Raw genomic sequence first — 17,515 nt, 5'->3', positions numbered from 1 at the left:
AGTTATGCAATTGGATTGGCAACTATGACCCGTCGAATCACGCAACTGCTTATTGGCCTCTTCCTCTACGGAATCGGCATTGCTCTGATCGTGCGTGGCGGCATCGGAGTGGCCCCCTGGGACGTGCTCACCCAGGGAATCGACAACCACACCCACCTGGGCTTCGGGCTGATCACGATTCTGACCAGTGCGGTCGTTCTGGTGCTGTGGATTCCGATCCGCCAGAAGCCGGGCTCCGGAACGCTGCTGAACGCCGTACTCGTGGGCCCGGCGGCCGACGTCGGCCTGTGGCTCATTCCGGCCGACCTCGACCTGTGGCTGCGGGTGCTCTTGTTCGCCGCCGGCCTGATGATGATTGCCGTCGCCACCGGCCTCTACATCGGGGCACACTTCGGCCCCGGCCCGCGAGACGGCCTGATGACCGGTCTGCACAAGCGCACCGGCTGGAAGATCTGGATCGTGCGCACCGGCATCGAGGTGACCGTGCTCGGCATCGGCTGGGCCCTGGGCGGCAACGTGGGAATCGGCACCGCGCTGTTCGCCGTGCTGATCGGCCCCCTCTGCCAGCGCACTCTCCCTCTCTTTGCGATCAAGCGCCCCGCGCCCGCCGCCCTCGTTCCCACGCCGTAGCAGGAGCCGCACCGAAGCCGAAGCGAGGCGAGGCCGAGCAATCTTGCGAAGCAAGGAGCGAGGCGGTTGGGTTTCCTGCGGGGTTGTGAGTTCTGAGCGAGGAGCGGGTGACCCACCCGGCGTCCCTGGAATGCCGCGCAACCACTCGAACTGCCGCTTGGCCGATCCGTGCGCCTCGTCACCAGCCGGGTCGATGCCCCGCGCCGCGGCTGCCTGGCGTCAAGGTCAAGCGGCAATGTCATGTTTCAGTGTCGGTGCCCCGGAGTACCGTTTATGGCATGGCAACGTGGCAGGAAGTTCAAGCGGATGCGCCGCAATTCGCTTCAAGGGTTCGCGCAATTTTCGACGCCGGCACCAACAAGACGATGGCCTCCCTGCGCCGGGACGGCTCCCCGCGCATCAGCGGCACCGAGCTCGTGTTCGAGCCCGAGCGCATCACCCTGGGCATGATGCCCGATTCGCAGAAGCTGCACGACGTGCTGCGCGACCGGCGGGTGGCCATCCACTCGCCCACCCTGGAACCCCCGGCAGGTCAGCCGTCGGACTGGGCCGGCGACGCGAAACTGGCCGGCGTGCTGGTAACCAAAGAGCCCAACCCGGCCGATCCGCCGGGGTCTTCGAGTTTCGAGCTGCGGGTGCACGAGGTCGTGCTCACCTACATCGATCCCGACAACACACACCTGATCATCGAGTCCTGGCACGAGGGCCGGGGGTGGAAGCGAATCAGCCGGCTGTAGGCCCGCAGAACTCGGTGATCGTGCCCTCGAGAATCTTCGCGAGTGCCCGCACCGACTCGGCGTCGGCCCACTCGGTATCGGCGTGCAGGCCCTCGCCGTCAGCGCCGAACACGACGCAGGGAATTCCGGCTTCGAGAATGAGCCCGGCATCGGTCCAGAACGGTTCGCCGCGCGTGACCGCCGGGCGTCCGAGCACCCGCTCGGCGTTGCCGGTCAGCGCCCGAACGATGGGCCAGTGTGGCTCGGCCTCGAAGGCCGCCCGCGCCACCAGCCGCGTCAGCGTGAACTGAAACTTCGGCTCCTCCACTGCCAAAGCAGTGAACAGCGCGCGCAGCTCGGACTCGACCTGCTCCGGGGACTGGCCCGGCAGCATCCGTCGTTCCAGGGTCAGCACACAGTGGGCCGCGACCGTGGCCGCATCGTCGCCGCCGGCGATCTTCGACACCCGCACGGCGCCGTGGCCGAGCGTGGGGTGGGCCGGTTCCGCGTGAAGTCGCTGCCGCAGGCCGTTGAGGGCGCCGAGCGCGAGGCCCGCATGCCAGATGGCGTCGACGCCCAGCTCGGGCTGCGAGCCGTGTGCGGCCAAGCCGGTCAGTTCGAGTTCGAACCAGGCGAAGCCGCGGTGGGCGGTAGTGAGTTCAAGGCTGCTCGGCTCGATCACCAGGGCGGCGTCGGCGCTCACTGTGCGCAGCACCTCCTCGGTGCCGATGCTGCCGAATTCCTCGTCGGCGACCAGCGTCACGATCACATCGCCGGCCAACTCGCCGGCGGATGCCCGCGCCGCTCCCACAAGAATCGCTGCGAGTCCGCTCTTGGTGTCGACGGCCCCGCGCCCGTGCACCCGGCCGTCCCGGAGCTCGCCGCTGAACGGGTCGCCGGCGTAGGTCGCGACGCCGACCGTGTCGAGGTGGGCGTTGAGCATGATCGAGCGGCCGGTGCCGGTGCCGCGCTTGACGCCGACGACCGACGGACGCCCGGGGGTCTGCTCCAGCACGGTGACCTCGAAACCCTGCTGGCGCAGCCACTGGCCGCACCAAGCCGCGATCCGGGCCTCCCCGGCGGCTCCCGGCACGAGGTCGGGGTTGACCGAATCGATGCGCACGAGCTGCTGCAAAATCGCGACCGGGTCGCTCTCGGAGGGTAAGCGGGACATCCTTCGAATCTAGGCCCTCTCGCGAGAGCGGGAAAATCGCCGCTTCCGGGGGCTGCTGCAACACTTTTTCCGCTCTCGCGGAACTGGGAACTGGGAACTGCGCTGGGTAGGGTGCAGCATGGGCACAACATCACGGTGGGGGCTGATTCCGGCGGCGCTGGTGAGCGCATCCGCTGTGCTGTTGTTTGCCGTGAGGATGCCGCTTGCCGGCTACTTCGTGCTCGCCGCGGCACTCGTGCTCGCGTTTCTGATCAACCGGGCCCTGTTTCGCGACCTGTTGCTCATTGCCGTGGGCCTCGGCATCATCAGCACGATCTCGGTCGAGGCGAACATCAGCTACCCGAACATCGCGTTGATGGGCACCGTCCTGAGTCTCTCGGTGCTCGTGCCGTACCTCCTCTCGCGGTACTACTTCAAGGATCACGCGATTCGGTTTCCGATTCGCACCGGGCAGCGCTGGACCACCCTCGAGAAGGCGTACCTGCCGATCGTGGTGTTGCTCGGGTACTTGATTCTGCCGAGCTACTTCATCGGAAGCGGCGCGTACCAGAATTGGCCGGCGGTAACCCAGCCCGATGAGATCGCCCGACTGTTCGTGGGCGTGGGCTTCGTGGGCATCTGGGATGAACTGTTCTTCATCTGCATCGCCTTCGCCCTGCTTCGACGGCATTTTGCCGACTGGCAGGCCAATATTCTGCAGGCGGTGATCTTCTCGTCGTTTCTCTGGGAGCTCGGATATCAGAGTTGGGGGCCGCTGCTCACCGTGCCGTTCGCGCTGCTGCAGGGCTATACGTTTGCCCGCACCCGGTCACTGACCTACGTGGTCTGTGTGCACCTTCTGTTCGACGTCGTGGTGTTCCTCGTGCTCGTGCACGCTCACAATCGCGACTGGTTGAACATTTTTCTGTACTGACCCTCTTGCGCCTCTCAGGAACGCGATATATCGTGTCCTTTAGAACACGCGATATAGCGCGAGTTTACCTCTGAAAGGACAACCCAGTGTCACTGGAAAAATGGCTGGTCGCCCCCGGGCAGACCAAGATTATCGATGTCGAACTGGTGCGCAAGCTCAAGGTCGGCCTCATCGCCGGCACGGTCGACATCATCGGCCATGACGAACCCGGCGCTCGCATTGAAGTGCACGGCGTTACCGGCAAAGACCTGAAGATCTCGATGGACGGCGACCGCCTCGAGATCGACCACCCGCAGCTGCGCTGGGACAACTTCATCGAGGTCTTCGCCTCGTTCCGCGGTACCGCACGCGCCGAGGTGAGCATCTCGGTTCCCCGCGACGTCGCGCTGCGCTTTGGCGTGGTCTCGGCCGACGCCCTTGTCTCGGGCCTCCGCAATGACGCCAAACTCAGTACCGTCTCCGGTGACCTGGTGATCGACGACGTGCTGGGCGACCTCGAACTCAACGCGGTGAACGGCGAAATCTCCGTGCGCAATCACGTGGGAGCGCTGACCGTGCACACGGTATCCGGCGATATCACGGCGAGCGGCAGCATCCGTCAGTTCACGCTCGACGGGGTCTCGAGCAACGTGTTCCTCGACGTCACCGGCACGCCAGACCAGATCGTCACGAACTCGGTCAGCGGTAACCTCACCGTGCGGCTCGAGCCGGGCGTCGCCGCGCGCTACCACCTGAACACCCTCTCCGGCACGCTGCAGCTCGACGACCACACCGTGCGCACCGCGTTCGGCAAGGGCTACGAGGGCTCCACCGGCGCCCTCGACGGCAGCTGGGTCGACGTGCGCTCCAACTCGGTGTCCGGCGACATCTCGGTCGTGCGCAGCGAGATCACGAGCCCCGCATCGACCACGCAAGCGGATGCCGCAGCGCCCGCCGCGGTCCACTCTCCCCAGGACCCGGCATGAGTGCCATGTTCGCCCACGGCAGCCTGCGCCTATACCTGCTGAGCCTGCTGGCCGAGCGACCCCGGCACGGCTACGAGCTGATCCAGGCACTCAGCGACCGCTTCGGCGGCACCTACAGCCCGAGCGCCGGCACGATCTACCCGCGGCTGGCCAAGCTCGAGGAGGAGGGCCTCGTCACCAAGCAAGCGGATGGCCGCAAGACCGTCTACGAGATCACCGACGCCGGCCGCGCCGAACTGCACGCCCGCGAAGGTGAACTCGGCGCAATCGAAGACGAGGTGACCGACTCGGTGCGGCGTCTGGCCGACCAGGTGCGCACCGGAGTCAACTCCGCCATGAAGACCCTGCGGGCTGACCTCGCCTCGGCCGCCCGACAGGCGCGCGACGCGTCGTCGCCCTCGGCCCCGCGTGGCTACGACGGCACGCCGGAATTGTGGGACCCCACGGGCTCGTCCACCTGGGAGGCCCCCACGCCCCCGTCCGCAGGCCCGCCCCCGTACGCGGCCCCAACGTCGCCCGACGGACCGCCCACATCACCGACCCCGACCTCCCCGGACGAGGACACGTCTGCTCGCCTGGACTCCCGCCGCGCCCTGAACGAAGCCGACATGGTGCTGAACGAGTTCCGGCAGCAGCTGCGCACGGACCTCCGAACGCAGGCCGCCCACTCCAATATCCCGTCGCAAACTGTGCCGTCGCTTCGTCGGCAGCTGGCCGACGTGCGCGCAAGCATCCTCGCCACCCTCCACCCCTAGCAGCGCCGGCGACGACCCCAGGAATCGCCCAAGAACAGAGGCGGATTTGACAGGGGCCGTCGTAGGTGTAGTGTCGTCCCTCGTGACACCCGAGGCGAACGCCCCAGTACCGGAAAGCCGTTCACCCAAGCGGTGGATCATCGGCGATCCGCTCCCAACCGAGCATTTGGACGGCCAACTGCTGCCCAAACACCTCGCCCTCCCCATCTTCGCGAGCGACCCACTGTCGAGCGTGGCCTACGCGCCGCAAGAACTCCTCATGATCCTGACCCTCGGCGGGCTCGCCTTTCTGAGCTTCGCGCCCTGGGTTGCCGCGGTCGTCGTCGTGCTGCTCGTCGTTGTCGTCGCCTCCTATCGCCAGCTGATCAAGGCCTACCCCTCGGGCGGCGGCGACTACGAAGTCGCGCACAAGAACCTGGGTGAGAAGGCCGGTCTGGTCGTCGCATCCGCTTTGCTGGTGGACTACGTGATGACCGTGGTCGTGTCGGTTGCCAGTGGTGTGGACAACATCATCTCGGCGATACCCGCGCTGGCCCCCCTGCGCGTCGAACTCGCCGTCGTGTTCATTATCCTGCTCGCGGCAGCCAACCTTCGCGGCGTACGGGAGTCAAGCAAGGCCTTCGCCGTTCCGACCTACCTGTTCATCGGCAGCGTACTGCTCATGATCGTCGTCGGCCTGGTTCGCGCGCTGCTCGGCGATGCGCCGGTGGCCGAATCGGCCGGCTATGACGTGAAGGGCGAGAACCTCGCGCAGGCCGCTTTCATCTTGCTTCTACTGCGTTCCTTCGCGAGCGGATGCTCCGCCCTCACCGGCGTCGAAGCCATCGCCAACGGCGTGCCCGCCTTCAAACACCCCAAGGTCAAGAACGCCCAGCGCACGCTCACCCTCATGGGCGGTATCGCCATCGTGCTGTTCGTCGGGCTAACGACCCTCGCGCTCATTTCCCAGGTGCACTACGCGGAACGCGCCTGCGACCTGATCGGCTGGGCCGAGTGCGCCACAGCTCCGCAGCGCAGCCTGATCGCCCAGGTCGCCGCGGCAACGTTCGGCGACTTCTCGATCATGTTCTTCGTGCTGCAGGCGGCCACAGCGGCCGTGCTGTTGCTCGCTGCGAACACGGCTTTCAACGGCTTTCCGCTGCTCGGATCAGTGCTCGCCCGCGACTCCTATGCGCCGAAGTCGCTCAGCACCCGCGGCGACCGCCTGATCTACTCGAACGGCGTGGTGCTGCTGGCCCTCGCGGCCTGCGTGATCATGGTGGTCTACCGGGCCAACCTCACCGTACTGATCCAGCTGTACATCATCGGTGTGTTCGTATCGTTCACGCTCGGCCAGACCGGCATGGTGCGGCACTGGATCAAACTGCTGAAGAAGAACCCGCCGAACCGGGGCTCGATCATCCTGAGCCTGTCGATCAACGGTTTTGGTGCCGCCCTGACCGGTGTGGTGCTCATCGTCGTCACCATCACCAAGTTCACCCACGGCGCCTGGCTCGTGTTCGTCATGATGCCGGTGCTGTTCTTTCTCATGATGGGCGTCAACCGGTACTACCGCGACGTCGCCAAGGAGATCGAGGTCGACCCGATCACCACCTTCGGCTCGCAGGGCGACCACGCCATCGTGCTCGTCGGCAAGATGCAGAAGCCGGTGCTCAAAGCACTCGACTACGCCATCGCCGCGCGGCATGTGAGCCTCGAGGCTGTGCACGTCTCGATCGACACCATTGAGACCAAGGAGCTCAAACGCGCCTGGGTGAAGCAGAACATCCAGGTTCCGCTGCGCATCGTCGCCTCGCCCTACCGCGACATCAGCTGGCCGCTGATCAACTACATTCGTGGCCGCCGCGACGATCACGGCTCCGAAGTCATCACCGTGTACACCCCCATCTACATCGTCGGCCACTGGTGGGAGGGCCTGCTGCACAACCACAAGGCTCGCCGCCTGCGCCAGAAGCTGATGCTCGTGCACGGCGTCACGATCGCCCTTGTGCCGTGGCTGCTCGACTCCTCCGAACTCATCTACGGCCGCAGATCCCGCCCCATTCCCGGTCAGGACCGTCGCGGCGAGCCGGTACGTTCGCGCCCGGTTTCCCGCCGGCCGCTCGCACCGCCAAACGGAGCGATCGACACTGCGACCAAGTCGACCACGACCAGCGGAACCGTTCCGCCGCAGTCGCGACCCTCGGCATCCCGTCGGCGCAAGCGCAAATAGCGCCTGTTACAGCTTGGCCATGATCTGGCGCGCAATGATGCGTCCGGCTCGGTTGGCGCCGACCGTGCTGGCTTGCGGACCGTACCCGGCGAAGAAGATGCGCGAATCGGTCCAGGACGCACCGGAACCAACCGAGACTCCGCCGGCCTTTTCCCGTAGTTTGAGCGGGGCCAGGTGCCGCAGCTCCGGCCGAAAACCGGATGCCCAGACGATCGCGTCGGCCTCGGTGAAGGTTCCGTCGCTCCAGCGCACCCCGGTCGGTTCGATGCTCGCAAACATGGGCCGGGCCACGAGCAGCCCACGGTCGATGCCGGCCGCGATGCGGCGGGTGACCGGCACTCCGGTGCCGCTGACGATGCTCGGGAGGGCCTTGCCGGCACGGGCCGCACGATCCTGTTGCATCACGGCCGCGACGGCGGTCACCTCGGCGAGCTCGTCGGTGTGACTGAAGTCGATCGGGCGACGTGACGCCCAGGTCAGGTCGCTGGCCACCCCCTCAAGCTCGAGCAGAAAGCCGATCGCCGACGTGCCGCCGCCCACCACGATCACCCGCTGGCCGGCGAACGCCTCACTCGAGACATAGCTCGCGGTGTGTACCTGCGTTCCTTCGAACGTGCTCGCGCCCGGGTAGTGCGGCACGAACGGCGCTCCCCAGGTGCCGGTCGCGTTGACGATCATGCGCGCGTTGGTCTTCTGGTCGCCGAAGAGGGGTGAGCTCGTGGCTACGACCAGGTCAGACTGCAGCGGTGCCACGCTGGTCACGGTGACCGGGCGCACCACGTTCAGCTCGTAGTGCTGCTCATAGTCGCGGTAATAGTCGCTGACGACGTCGCGGGCCGGCAGGTTTCGGTCGGCCGTGTCAAAGCTCAGGCCGAGGTCTTTCATGCCGGGAAGATCGTTGACGCGGTGCGCCGACCCGAGTTGCAGGGCCTGCCAGCGGTGCTGCCAGGCACCGCCGGTGCCCGGTCCGCGGTCGAAGATGATGAAGTCCCGGCCGGCCACGAGCTCGAACCGGCGCAGGTAGAAACCCACGGAGAGTCCGGCCTGGCCGGCGCCGATGATGACGATGGGCATGCTGACAGTGCCCGTCATATCGCCCCATTCCTACGGATTAGCCTTGCGAACGGCGTCCGCGGGGCGCAAGGCCCATCATGCTAAACTAAACTCTAGTTTTTACACATTCCGTTCGGCAAATCCCGAGGGTCTCGCGACTCGCTCGGCCTGGCATCGTAAGGGGGTCACGCATGGGGCGCGGCCGTCAAAAAGCAAAGCACACCAAGGTAGCTCGGGAGTTGAAGTATTTCAGCCCGGATACCAACTACAACGCGCTCGAACGCGAGCTCACCGGACATCCGTCCGACCCGCGTCTCGACGAGGATCTCGCCAAGTGGCCGGAGTACGAAGCGGACAAGGCCAAGAAGTCCGCTGACGCTGGCACCGCTGATTCCGCTGACGATGACGACGATCCCGACGGTGACGATGACCGTTACGTCGACCACTACGCCACCGAAGACGAGAAGAAGCGCGCCTGACGCCGCCCTCGTCGTTCGCAGCATCCGTTCGCGGCATCCGCTCGCGCTGCCGCGACTCGTAGTCGCCACGATTCGTTGATCACGGGTCGCGCAACCGTTCACTGCTTGCGCGCCTGGCCCGCCACGCGCGCAGTCAGACCGCTGCAGCGCGTGCACCAACCGGCCGCGCCGGGCGCTACCGGGCCCGGCGCAGCCCGCGCCCCCACTCGTGCGCTCGCACCGCCCGAGGCGCTGGGGCGCGGGGTTAGCTCGCGTAGGCCCCGACAAGACGCACAGCGCCACCGTTGACGCCCTTAGCGCCCTGTTCGAATCCGGTCAGGTCGTGAGCGGCGCGCGAGACCCGACCGGTGACCCAGGCGGGAATGCCGCTCGTGGCCAGCCGGGCGATGACCGACGAAGCGGATGCCGCATCCACGACCGCAAACATGCCCACTCCGAGGTTCCAGGTTCCCTCGGCGCTTTCCAGCGTGGAGCCGGCCATGTCACCGAGAACCCGGAACACCGGGGCCGGGGACCACGTGGAGCGGTCAACCTCGACCCAGGATCCGACGGGCAGCACGCGGGCGAGGTTCGCCGCTATGCCGCCGCCGGTGACGTGACTGAGCGAGTGGATAGCGCCTGCCAGCTCTGGATCGTTGATCACGTCGAGCAGCGGCCCGGTGTACAGCCGGGTCGGCTCGAGCAGAACCTCACCGACCATGCCGCCGAGGTCGGCCGAGGTGTCGCTGTAACCGATGCCGCGCTGCGCCAGGATGTGACGCACGAGCGAATAGCCGTTGGAGTGCAGGCCGCTCGAGGCCATGGCGATGACGACGTCGCCGGACACGACCCTGTCGGCGCCGAGAACCTGGTCGGCTTCGACCACGCCGGTGGCCGCGCCGGCCACGTCGTAGTCGTCAGGGCCGAGCAGGCCGGGATGTTCGGCGGTTTCGCCGCCGACGAGGGCGGTTCCGGTCTCGGAGCAGGCGCGGGCGATGCCGGCCACGATTGAGGCGATGCGCTCGGGGACGACCTTGCCGCAGGCGATGTAGTCGGTCATGAACAGCGGGCGTGCTCCGACGACGATGATGTCGTCGACGACCATGCCCACCAGGTCTTGACCGATGGTGTCGTGCTTGTCGATGGCCTGTGCGATAGCGACCTTGGTGCCGACACCGTCTGTTGACGTGGCCAGGAGGGGCTGACGGAACTTGGTGAGGAACGACACGTCGAACAATCCGGCGAAACCACCGACACCGCCCCAAACCTCGGGGCCGTGCGTCTTAGAGACGGCCGACTTCATGAGCTCGACCGCGAGGTCACCAGCCCGGGTGTCGACTCCGGCTGCTGCATATGAGGAGTTGCTCATTCTGGTCTTCCCGGGTCACCGAACGGCACCTGGCCCAGGCGGGCCAGGGCTTCTTCTTTGCGTGCGGCGGGTGCCAGCACGGCTTCCAGGTCGGAATCCGGACCGGGGTCGCATCCGTTTGCCGCTGCCGGTCGCTCCAGCAGGTTCTTGCCGAGGTGCTGCGCTTCGGGCAGCGCGATCGGGTAGACGCCGGTGAAGCAGGCGGTGCAGAGGCGTTCGCGCGGCTGCTCGGTGGCGGCGATCATGCCGTCTTCGGAGAGGTAGCCGAGGCTGTCGGCGCCGATCGACTGGCGCACCTCGTCGATCTCGAGGCCAGTCGCAATGAGTTCGGCACGGCTGGCGAAGTCGATGCCGTAGAAACACGGCCAGGTGATCGGCGGGCTCGAGATGCGCACGTGCACCTCGGCAGCGCCGGCCTCCCGCAGCATGCTGACGAGTGCACGCTGCGTGTTGCCGCGCACGATCGAGTCGTCGACCACGATGAGACGTTTGCCCTTGATCACGTTCTTGAGCGGGTTCAATTTCAAGCGGATACCACGCTGCCGGATGGTCTGCGACGGCGCGATGAAGGTACGCCCGACGTAGGAGTTCTTGACGAGGCCCTGGCCGAACGGAATGCCCGATGCCTGCGCGTAGCCGATGGCTGCCGGGGTGCCGGATTCCGGGGTGGGGATGACGAGGTCGGCCTCGACCGGGTACTCGGCGGCGAGCTTGCGGCCCATCTCGACCCGGGCCTCGTGCACGCCGCGACCCGCGATGGTGGTGTCGGGGCGGGCGAGGTAGACGTATTCGAAGACGCAGCCCTTGGGGTCGGCCTTAGCGAAGCGCTGCGTGCGCAGCCCGTTCTCGTCGATGGTGATGAGCTCACCCGGTTCAACCTCGCGCACGAAGCTGGCACCGACGATGTCGAGGGCTGCGGTCTCGGAGGCGACGACCCAGCCGCGTTCCAGGCGGCCGAGCACCAGCGGCCGCACACCCTGGGGGTCGCGGGCCGCGTAGAGGGTGGTTTCATCCATAAAGACGAGGCAATAGGCGCCGCGGAGCCGTGGCAACACCTCGAGCGCTGTGGCTTCGAGGGTGTGGTCGAGGTCGCCGGTGAGCAGCGCGGTGACCACGGCGGTGTCGGTGGTGTTGCCGCGGGCGAGTTCACCGTCAACCTGCGGGTAGCGTTCGTGCACGAGCTGCAGCAGCTCGGCGGTGTTGGTGAGGTTGCCGTTGTGGCCGAGGGCCACCGTTCCGCTCGCGGTACGCCCGAGCGTCGGCTGGGCGTTCTGCCAGCTCGACGATCCGGTCGTGGAATAGCGGGTGTGCCCGACGGCGATGTGCCCCAGCAGGGTGCTCAGCGAAGCCTCATTGAAGACCTGCGAGACGAGTCCCATGTCTTTGTAAATGAGAATTTTGGTGCCGTCGCTCGTGGCGATTCCGGCCGATTCCTGGCCTCGATGTTGCAGGGCATACAGGCCGAAGTAGCTGAGTTTCGCTACCTCTTCGCCGGGAGCCCACACTCCGAAGACACCACAAGCATCTTGTGGGCCCTTCTCATTGGGAAGAAGATCGTGATTTAACAGTCCGTCGCCACCGGGCAAGCCGCAGCCTCTTTACTTCTCGTTGAACGCTTGGGAATCATCGTTGGGGGTGCCGGAGCCAGGCTCAGCGGCACGGTCGTTGGTGCTGTGTTCGTTCGCGCCCAGTCTATCGGCGACCACCGTCATTCGCGATCGACCCACTATACGGTCGATCACCAGCGCCGCAGCGGCACCGAGGGTTGTGCCGACGGCTAGGCCTCCGAGCAGCAGAAAGCCGAAAATCTGTGCCCGGTCGTACTCATCATTCTCCGGAAAGGAGACCGTGAGAATGAGGGCGAGCAGCACACCGAGGACCGCTCCGAGCAGCATGAAGTTGCGGTAGCGCGGGGCCCGGTGCACGGTCACGGTCGCCTCAGCCAGCACGGTCTCGTCGGCGCTGCCAGGTGCCGTCGCACCGCCGTTGCTGGTCGAGGGGTCTTGGGGTTGTTCAGCGCTGGGCTGCTCGGAAGAACTCACCCGCTCATTGTCCCATGGGCAGATGCGAGACTGACTATATGAACACGATTGCGGTACTCGGAAGCGCCAACATGGATCTCGTCGTACGCCAGGCGCGACTCCCCCGTCCCGGCGAGACGATGTTCGGGGCCAGTTTCACGACGGTTCCGGGCGGTAAGGGGCTCAATCAGGCGGTCGCCGCCGCCCGGTTGGGAGCGGATGTGACTTTTCTGGGAGCGGTAGGAGCGGATGCCTACGGGACGCAACTGCGCGCGCTGCTGGCGACCGAGGGCATCCGTTCTACCGAACTGGCCACAGCGGATGCCCCCACCGGCACCGCCCACATCTCCGTCGTGGACAGCGGCGAGAATTCGATCGTCGTGGTGTCGGGCGCCAATGCCACCGTGACCACCTTGAGTGTGGAGCAGCGCGCGATCGTGGCCGACTCAGCCTTTCTCGTCATGCAGTGCGAGCTGCCGGTTTCTGTGCTGGTCGAGGGGATCCGGGTTGCCCGCGCGGCGGGTGTATTCACCGTGCTGACCCCGGCGCCGGTGGTGTCGCTGCCCGCCGGTTTTCTCGCCTCGGTCGACCTGGTCGTGCCGAACCAGATCGAAGCCGCCGCGCTCACCGGGGAAAGCGACCCGGTGCGTGCCGCCGAGGTGCTGAGCGCCGGGCAGACTTGGGCGATCGTGACCCTGGGCTCGGAAGGGTCGGTCGTGGCGTTTGACGGCGAGGCCCTCGGGCTCGCGCCGGCCCGCCCGGTGACGGCCGTCGATACGACGGCGGCGGGCGACACCTTCGTCGGAGCACTCGTAGCGCGCCTGGCGGTCGATTCCGGGCGCGGCACCGCCGTGACCCCCGATCAGATGATCGAGGCTGTGCGCTACGCCACGGTGGCGTCCTCAATCGCGGTGACCCGCGCCGGCGCCACCACCTCGATGCCGGTTTCGGCCGAAGTCGCGGCAATCCTCACCTGACAGCTGCGCAGCGCGCGCGAGATGCCACTTTCGGCCCCATGAGACGCCGCCAAGGGGCCGAAGATGGCAACTCGCGCCACACCGCCACATCCGCCCCACGAAACCTCGCGTGATGTCTCAGGACCGTGCTGACTCTTGGGCCCGTTAGCGGCGCGCGCGGATTGTCACCACGGCGATTGCGGCCGCAGCTACTGCGCCGAGCAGGATCAGCGCCAGGATCCAGATGTTGAACGGCACGACGTCATCGACGACGGTGACCTCCCCGGCGGCACCGATATCGTCGCTCGGGGTGTCGGCACCGGGGGCGGCGTATGGGGCGGTGGCGGCAGCATCCGTGTGTGCGGCGGCTATCTCGGCCGCGAGCGCTGCGCTGGCGGTGTCAGCGAGGGCCTGCGAGGCAGCCGTGAGCACGGCCGGAACCACGACCCGCGACGAAATGGACGTGCTGGGCCCAGGTTCCGCGGGTGGAACAACCTCGGGCACGATCGCCTCTGGCACGACCGGCGCGGCTACGGTCAGACGCCGCACCTCGGAGTAGGCGGCAGCTCCGTGAGGATCTTCGGAGTAGGCGAACCAGCCGTGGGTGCCGATGCCGGGGTTCCAGCTCGCGGTGACTGCGGTGCCGCTGGCCACGGCCTCGAAGGCGGCGATGGGGGTGGTCGTCAGGATGTCGACGGTGAAGGCATCCGTCGCGAGGGTTTTCTGCATCGATGTCATGCCGAATGCCGCGTAGGGAACCGTGAATTCCTGGTGCTCGAGGTCGAGAGTGGGATCGTCGGAGTTGTACGCGTTGAGGTAGGGCGAGTAGGTGCGCACGCTGATCTGTTCGGCGGCGTTGTCGAAGTGCAGCAGCCGCAGAAAGGACTGGCCGCCCTCCGGCAGGCCCTGATAGTCGAACAGCATCTGGTAGACCGAGCGGTCGGGGGTGCCGTCATCGTTGTCGTCGAACTGATCGATGCGCGTGAAGGCGTCGTGGTAGTGCCCGGAGAAGACCATGGCCACGTTGGCGTTGGGTGCGACGACCTCGTCGTAGATCTGCTGCGGCACCGCCCCGAGGCCGCCGGTGGTGAGCATGTACTCGTGCAGGTTGAGAATGGCCGTGCGCTCGGGATACTGGGCCAGCACCTCGTTGAGCCAGGCGATGCCCTCCGTGCTCGGCGCCCAGCCGAGGTAGAGCATGATGAAGTCGATTCCGCCGGCCGTGATCAGGTCGTAGTGGCCGCGGTTGTCTTCGAAAGTGCCGCCGTACCAGGGGTTGGCGTCGTAGCGTTCGGCCCCGAAATTGGTCTTGTACGCGGCGTAGTCGGCGTCTTTTTGGCCGACATCGTGGTTGCCGGCCAGTACACCGTAGGGCAACTGGGCGTCGTCGAGCATGCTGTAGGCCGCGTTGGCGTTGGTCCACTGGTGTTCGTCTTCGAAATTGTCGACGATGTCTCCAGTGTGGAACAGATACTGCAGGTTGACGGCGGCGCGCTGCTCGAGCAGGTAGTCGTGGATGTCGAGCTGGCGCTGGTAGAACGTGTCGTTGTAATACTGGGTGTCCGATTCAACGGCGAGGGTGAAGTCGTAGTTCGACCGTGCGGTGTCGTTCACATTGTTGACCGGCAAGGTGCTCGACCGATCGGAGAGGTCGGCGCCAGCGAAGCCCTCGGAGTGCTGGATCAGCACGGTCATGACCTGGTTCTGCACGTGGTCCACGGCGGGCACCATGGCGTCGAGAGTGAACTCGGTCGCGCCGGCCCCGATGGTCACGTGCCGGTCGAATTCTTCCCACACTCCCGTCGCCAGGTTCTGCACGTAGAGCAGCACCTTGGCGTCGGCGTTCGCCGTGCCGTCCCAGCGCACCCGCGCGGTGAAGTCGGCGCCGGCATCCGCTGGCACGTCCACCTCGAACAGTTGGTAGGGAAATTGCGAGTCCGAGGTGACCGGCTCGATCGCGCCATCCAGGCGCGCCATTGCAGTGACCTGGTCCCCGGTCAGCAGTGTTCTGGTGCCCCGATCGGTGCCGTTCGCAATGGCCGTGGTACCCGAATAGCCGCGCACACTGGCGTCAGCAGCGGATGCCACGAATCCCCGCCGAAAAGTGACGTCGAGCTGGTCACCGGTCGGGTCGGTTGCCCGTGCAGTAAGGCCGAGCGGCCCCTCATCGACGACGGCGCCGTCGAGTGGCGTGATCAGTTCGTTGCCGGGTTCCTCGACCGGAGTGGAGAAGACGGTGCTGAGCTCGCCGACGTTGCCGACCGTGTCCCGGGCGCTCAGCAGCAGGGTGTGTTCGCCGTCGGCCAGCTTGATCGACGAGGTCGCATAGGGCAGCTCGATGACTCGGCCGTCGAGGGTCGCGACGAGCGAGTCGAAGCCGGCACCGGCATCCGTCCCCGCACCGTTGAGCATGAACTCGCCCTGGTAGAGCTGGCCAGCCACAGCGGATGTCGTGACAACGGGAGCCGTGTTGTCGACGGTGATCGTGCGGGTCACCGCGTCGACGCCGTTGCTCGCGAGCACGGTGTGTGCACCGTCGGCGACGGCGGTGGTGTCCCAGGCGTGGGCAACGGCCATGTACGCGTCGTCCGGGATGGTGAAGCTCGCGTCGTAGAAGTCGAACCGGCCGGCGCTGTCGCCCATGTTGAGCACGGCGGTGGGATCGGTGTAGCCGTCGGGTTGAAGGCTGCGGCCGTCGGGCAGCACGAGGCGCGGGTTGCGAATTTGAAAGTCGTCGTTGTTTTCGTTCGGGTTGATCTCCGGGGCTACTTTCGAGCCGGCCCAGACGCTGACGACCAGGTCCTCGCCCTGCGTCACGTAGCTGAGCGGCACCGGGGTCCCGATGGTTTCCCAGCCCTCGGGGATTCCGTCGTCGAAGATGCGCAGCACGTCGGTGCCGACGAGCACGCCGTTTTGAAAGAAGGTGTTCACGGCGGTGACCTCGAACACGAACTGGGGTGCGAACTCCAGCTCGGGGTTCGTTATTACAGTCTGGCCGTCGATGTCCAGGGTCATACCGTCGGTGCTGCTGTCGCCGGCGGCCGACACCATCGTGCTGCCGGCGACGAATTGGCCGTCGGTGAGGTTGAGGCGCACCGGCGAGTTGTCGACCCCGGTGAGGTCTACGCGCTTTGTCGGAGAGATGGACTCCTTGCTGCCATCATTGGCCGTGAAGTAGTACTCGTACCACCGCTTGCCGGTGAGGTCGACCCGCTGCAAGTCGTACCGGTAGCCGTCGGCGCCGTCGGTGGACAGGTTTGTGGTCGCGTACTCAGCGTCGATATTGCTCTTGAGGTGCAGCTCGACGGTTCGTGCCTGCACAATGTCGGTGACGGTGGCCGACAGAGCGAAGTTGTACGCCGGGTCGATCTCCGTGAGCGTGTGATCGGTGATCACGGGCGCGGTCGTGTCGGCGGCGACGTTCTTGAGGTCGCTCGGCACCTGTGCCGCGAAAACGTTGCCCGGATTGGCTGCGGCCTTACCGAGGTTCAGCTGCCGCCCGGGATTGCTAGTGTCGATGCCGTATTGGATGCCGACGTTGGGGTCGACGTCGTCTGCGCCGGCGAGGTTGTAATAGGCCGTGTTGACGCTGAAACCCGTGTTGGTCAGAATTTCGATGCCGCGCGCCGAACCGTTGGCCATTCCGCCGCTGAAGACCTCGACCAGATCACGACCCATGGTGAGGTTGGAGCCGAATGCGGCGTTGAAATCAGAGTCGGTGAGGGCGTCGTTCTGGCCGTTCTTGATCCAGAAGACGAGGTTTCCGCCGGGCGCGATGACCACGTCGGTCGGGGTGCTTGGCCAGAGCACCGCTCCGCTGTTGGTGAGGTCGGCGAGCGGATACAGGTAGTTGAGCGTGTAGTCCCCGAAGTTGATGGTGGCATTCGTGGCGTTGTACACCTCGATGAACTCGCCGCCGTCGGCCGATCCGACGTTGGTCGTGTCGGGCGTGATCTCGGTGATCTGCAGCGGCGCGGTGTCGGCGTTGGAGGGAGCGGGAGTCGCCATGTCGGTGGCCGCCATGGCCGAACCAGCCGGGGCGATCACACCCGCTCCGCCGATCAACAGCACGAGGCCCAGCGCGGTCAGCGACGGACGGAAGGAACGGGAGAGAATGCGCACTGAGCAGGCCTTTGTTTCATGGGCGGTCTCGCTCAAGCTAGGGGCGTCGAAGGTCCGGCCTGTGACGTCCCGGTGAACGGACGGGGCCGCTCCGAATCAGTCCCGCGTACTGGGGATGCGATTCATAACCACGGAAATACCGAGCACGACGAGCGTTTCCAGCCTTATTCC

Annotated in this window: 14 protein-coding genes; 8 read left to right on the top strand and 6 right to left on the bottom strand. The window is 66.2% G+C overall.

The features are described 5' to 3' along the window. Positions 1 to 24 precede the first annotated feature (24 nt). Together CXY77_RS07220 and CXY77_RS07215 are read left to right on the top strand one after the other, a co-directional pair. Positions 25 to 630, top strand: a complete 606-nt coding sequence (locus CXY77_RS07220; RefSeq protein WP_092338037.1) for a YitT family protein — start codon at positions 25 to 27, stop codon at positions 628 to 630. Positions 631 to 908: 278 nt separating this feature from the next. Beyond that, a complete protein-coding gene (locus CXY77_RS07215) occupies positions 909 to 1,367 on the top strand; it encodes a pyridoxamine 5-phosphate oxidase (protein ID WP_092338039.1) in 459 nt (152 codons plus the stop codon). Here the strand turns inward: CXY77_RS07215 and CXY77_RS07210 are convergent. Beyond that, positions 1,354 to 2,520, bottom strand: a complete 1,167-nt coding sequence (locus tag CXY77_RS07210) for a M20/M25/M40 family metallo-hydrolase (RefSeq protein ID WP_092338041.1) — start codon at positions 2,518 to 2,520, stop codon at positions 1,354 to 1,356. The genes CXY77_RS07215 and CXY77_RS07210 overlap by 14 nt on opposite strands. Before the next feature lie 118 nt (positions 2,521 to 2,638). On the opposite strand from CXY77_RS07210, the gene CXY77_RS07205 reads away from it, so the two are divergent. The 4 genes from CXY77_RS07205 (at position 2,639) to CXY77_RS07190 (ending at position 7,365) form a co-directional block, all read left to right on the top strand. Beyond that, on the top strand, positions 2,639 to 3,433 hold the full coding sequence (locus CXY77_RS07205; protein ID WP_092338043.1) for a CPBP family intramembrane glutamic endopeptidase: 795 nt from the start codon (positions 2,639 to 2,641) through the stop codon (positions 3,431 to 3,433). Positions 3,434 to 3,519: 86 nt separating this feature from the next. Continuing rightward, complete coding sequence (locus tag CXY77_RS07200) at positions 3,520 to 4,398, top strand: DUF4097 family beta strand repeat-containing protein (protein WP_104090153.1); 879 nt, start codon at positions 3,520 to 3,522, stop codon at positions 4,396 to 4,398. Continuing rightward, positions 4,395 to 5,153: a PadR family transcriptional regulator gene (locus CXY77_RS21070; protein ID WP_369827324.1), complete on the top strand. Its 759-nt coding sequence runs from the start codon at positions 4,395 to 4,397 to the stop codon at positions 5,151 to 5,153. The genes CXY77_RS07200 and CXY77_RS21070 overlap by 4 nt, the downstream gene beginning before the upstream one ends. 82 nt (positions 5,154 to 5,235) lie before the next feature. Next, a complete protein-coding gene (locus tag CXY77_RS07190; RefSeq protein WP_092338752.1) occupies positions 5,236 to 7,365 on the top strand; it encodes an APC family permease in 2,130 nt (709 codons plus the stop codon). 6 nt (positions 7,366 to 7,371) lie between these two features. Here CXY77_RS07190 and CXY77_RS07185 read toward each other — a convergent pair whose 3' ends face one another. Next, the gene (locus CXY77_RS07185) at positions 7,372 to 8,457 is read right to left on the bottom strand and encodes an NAD(P)-binding domain-containing protein (protein ID WP_092338047.1); all 1,086 of its coding nucleotides are present in this window, start codon (positions 8,455 to 8,457) and stop codon (positions 7,372 to 7,374) included. A gap of 152 nt (positions 8,458 to 8,609) precedes the next feature. On the opposite strand from CXY77_RS07185, the gene CXY77_RS07180 reads away from it, so the two are divergent. Continuing rightward, the gene (locus tag CXY77_RS07180) at positions 8,610 to 8,897 is read left to right on the top strand and encodes a DUF3073 domain-containing protein (protein ID WP_092338049.1); all 288 of its coding nucleotides are present in this window, start codon (positions 8,610 to 8,612) and stop codon (positions 8,895 to 8,897) included. Between the two features lie 244 nt (positions 8,898 to 9,141). Here CXY77_RS07180 and purM read toward each other — a convergent pair whose 3' ends face one another. The 3 genes from purM to CXY77_RS07165 are packed head-to-tail and all read right to left on the bottom strand — an operon-like array spanning position 9,142 to position 12,287. Then, positions 9,142 to 10,245 carry a phosphoribosylformylglycinamidine cyclo-ligase gene (gene purM, locus CXY77_RS07175; protein WP_104090152.1) on the bottom strand — a complete coding sequence of 368 codons (1,104 nt, stop codon included), beginning with the start codon at positions 10,243 to 10,245 and terminating at the stop codon, positions 9,142 to 9,144. Beyond that, positions 10,242 to 11,831: an amidophosphoribosyltransferase gene (gene purF, locus CXY77_RS07170; RefSeq protein WP_233197286.1), complete on the bottom strand. Its 1,590-nt coding sequence runs from the start codon at positions 11,829 to 11,831 to the stop codon at positions 10,242 to 10,244. The genes purM and purF overlap by 4 nt, the downstream gene beginning before the upstream one ends. Before the next feature lie 12 nt (positions 11,832 to 11,843). Next, a complete protein-coding gene (locus CXY77_RS07165; protein WP_104090150.1) occupies positions 11,844 to 12,287 on the bottom strand; it encodes a hypothetical protein in 444 nt (147 codons plus the stop codon). Between the two features lie 38 nt (positions 12,288 to 12,325). On the opposite strand from CXY77_RS07165, the gene CXY77_RS07160 reads away from it, so the two are divergent. Continuing rightward, positions 12,326 to 13,243, top strand: coding sequence for a ribokinase (locus CXY77_RS07160; protein WP_104090149.1), 918 nt, complete (start codon positions 12,326 to 12,328; stop codon positions 13,241 to 13,243). Between the two features lie 144 nt (positions 13,244 to 13,387). On the opposite strand, the gene CXY77_RS07155 is transcribed toward CXY77_RS07160, so the two are convergent. Then, positions 13,388 to 17,344, bottom strand: a complete 3,957-nt coding sequence (locus CXY77_RS07155) for a lamin tail domain-containing protein (protein ID WP_104090147.1) — start codon at positions 17,342 to 17,344, stop codon at positions 13,388 to 13,390. Between the last annotated feature and the right edge of the window lie 171 nt (positions 17,345 to 17,515).

It is taken from the genome of Cryobacterium sp. N21 (genome assembly GCF_002929575.1).
GTDB classification, from domain to species: domain Bacteria; phylum Actinomycetota; class Actinomycetes; order Actinomycetales; family Microbacteriaceae; genus Cryobacterium; species Cryobacterium flavum.
This window is presented reverse-complemented; position numbering and strand designations above follow the sequence as displayed.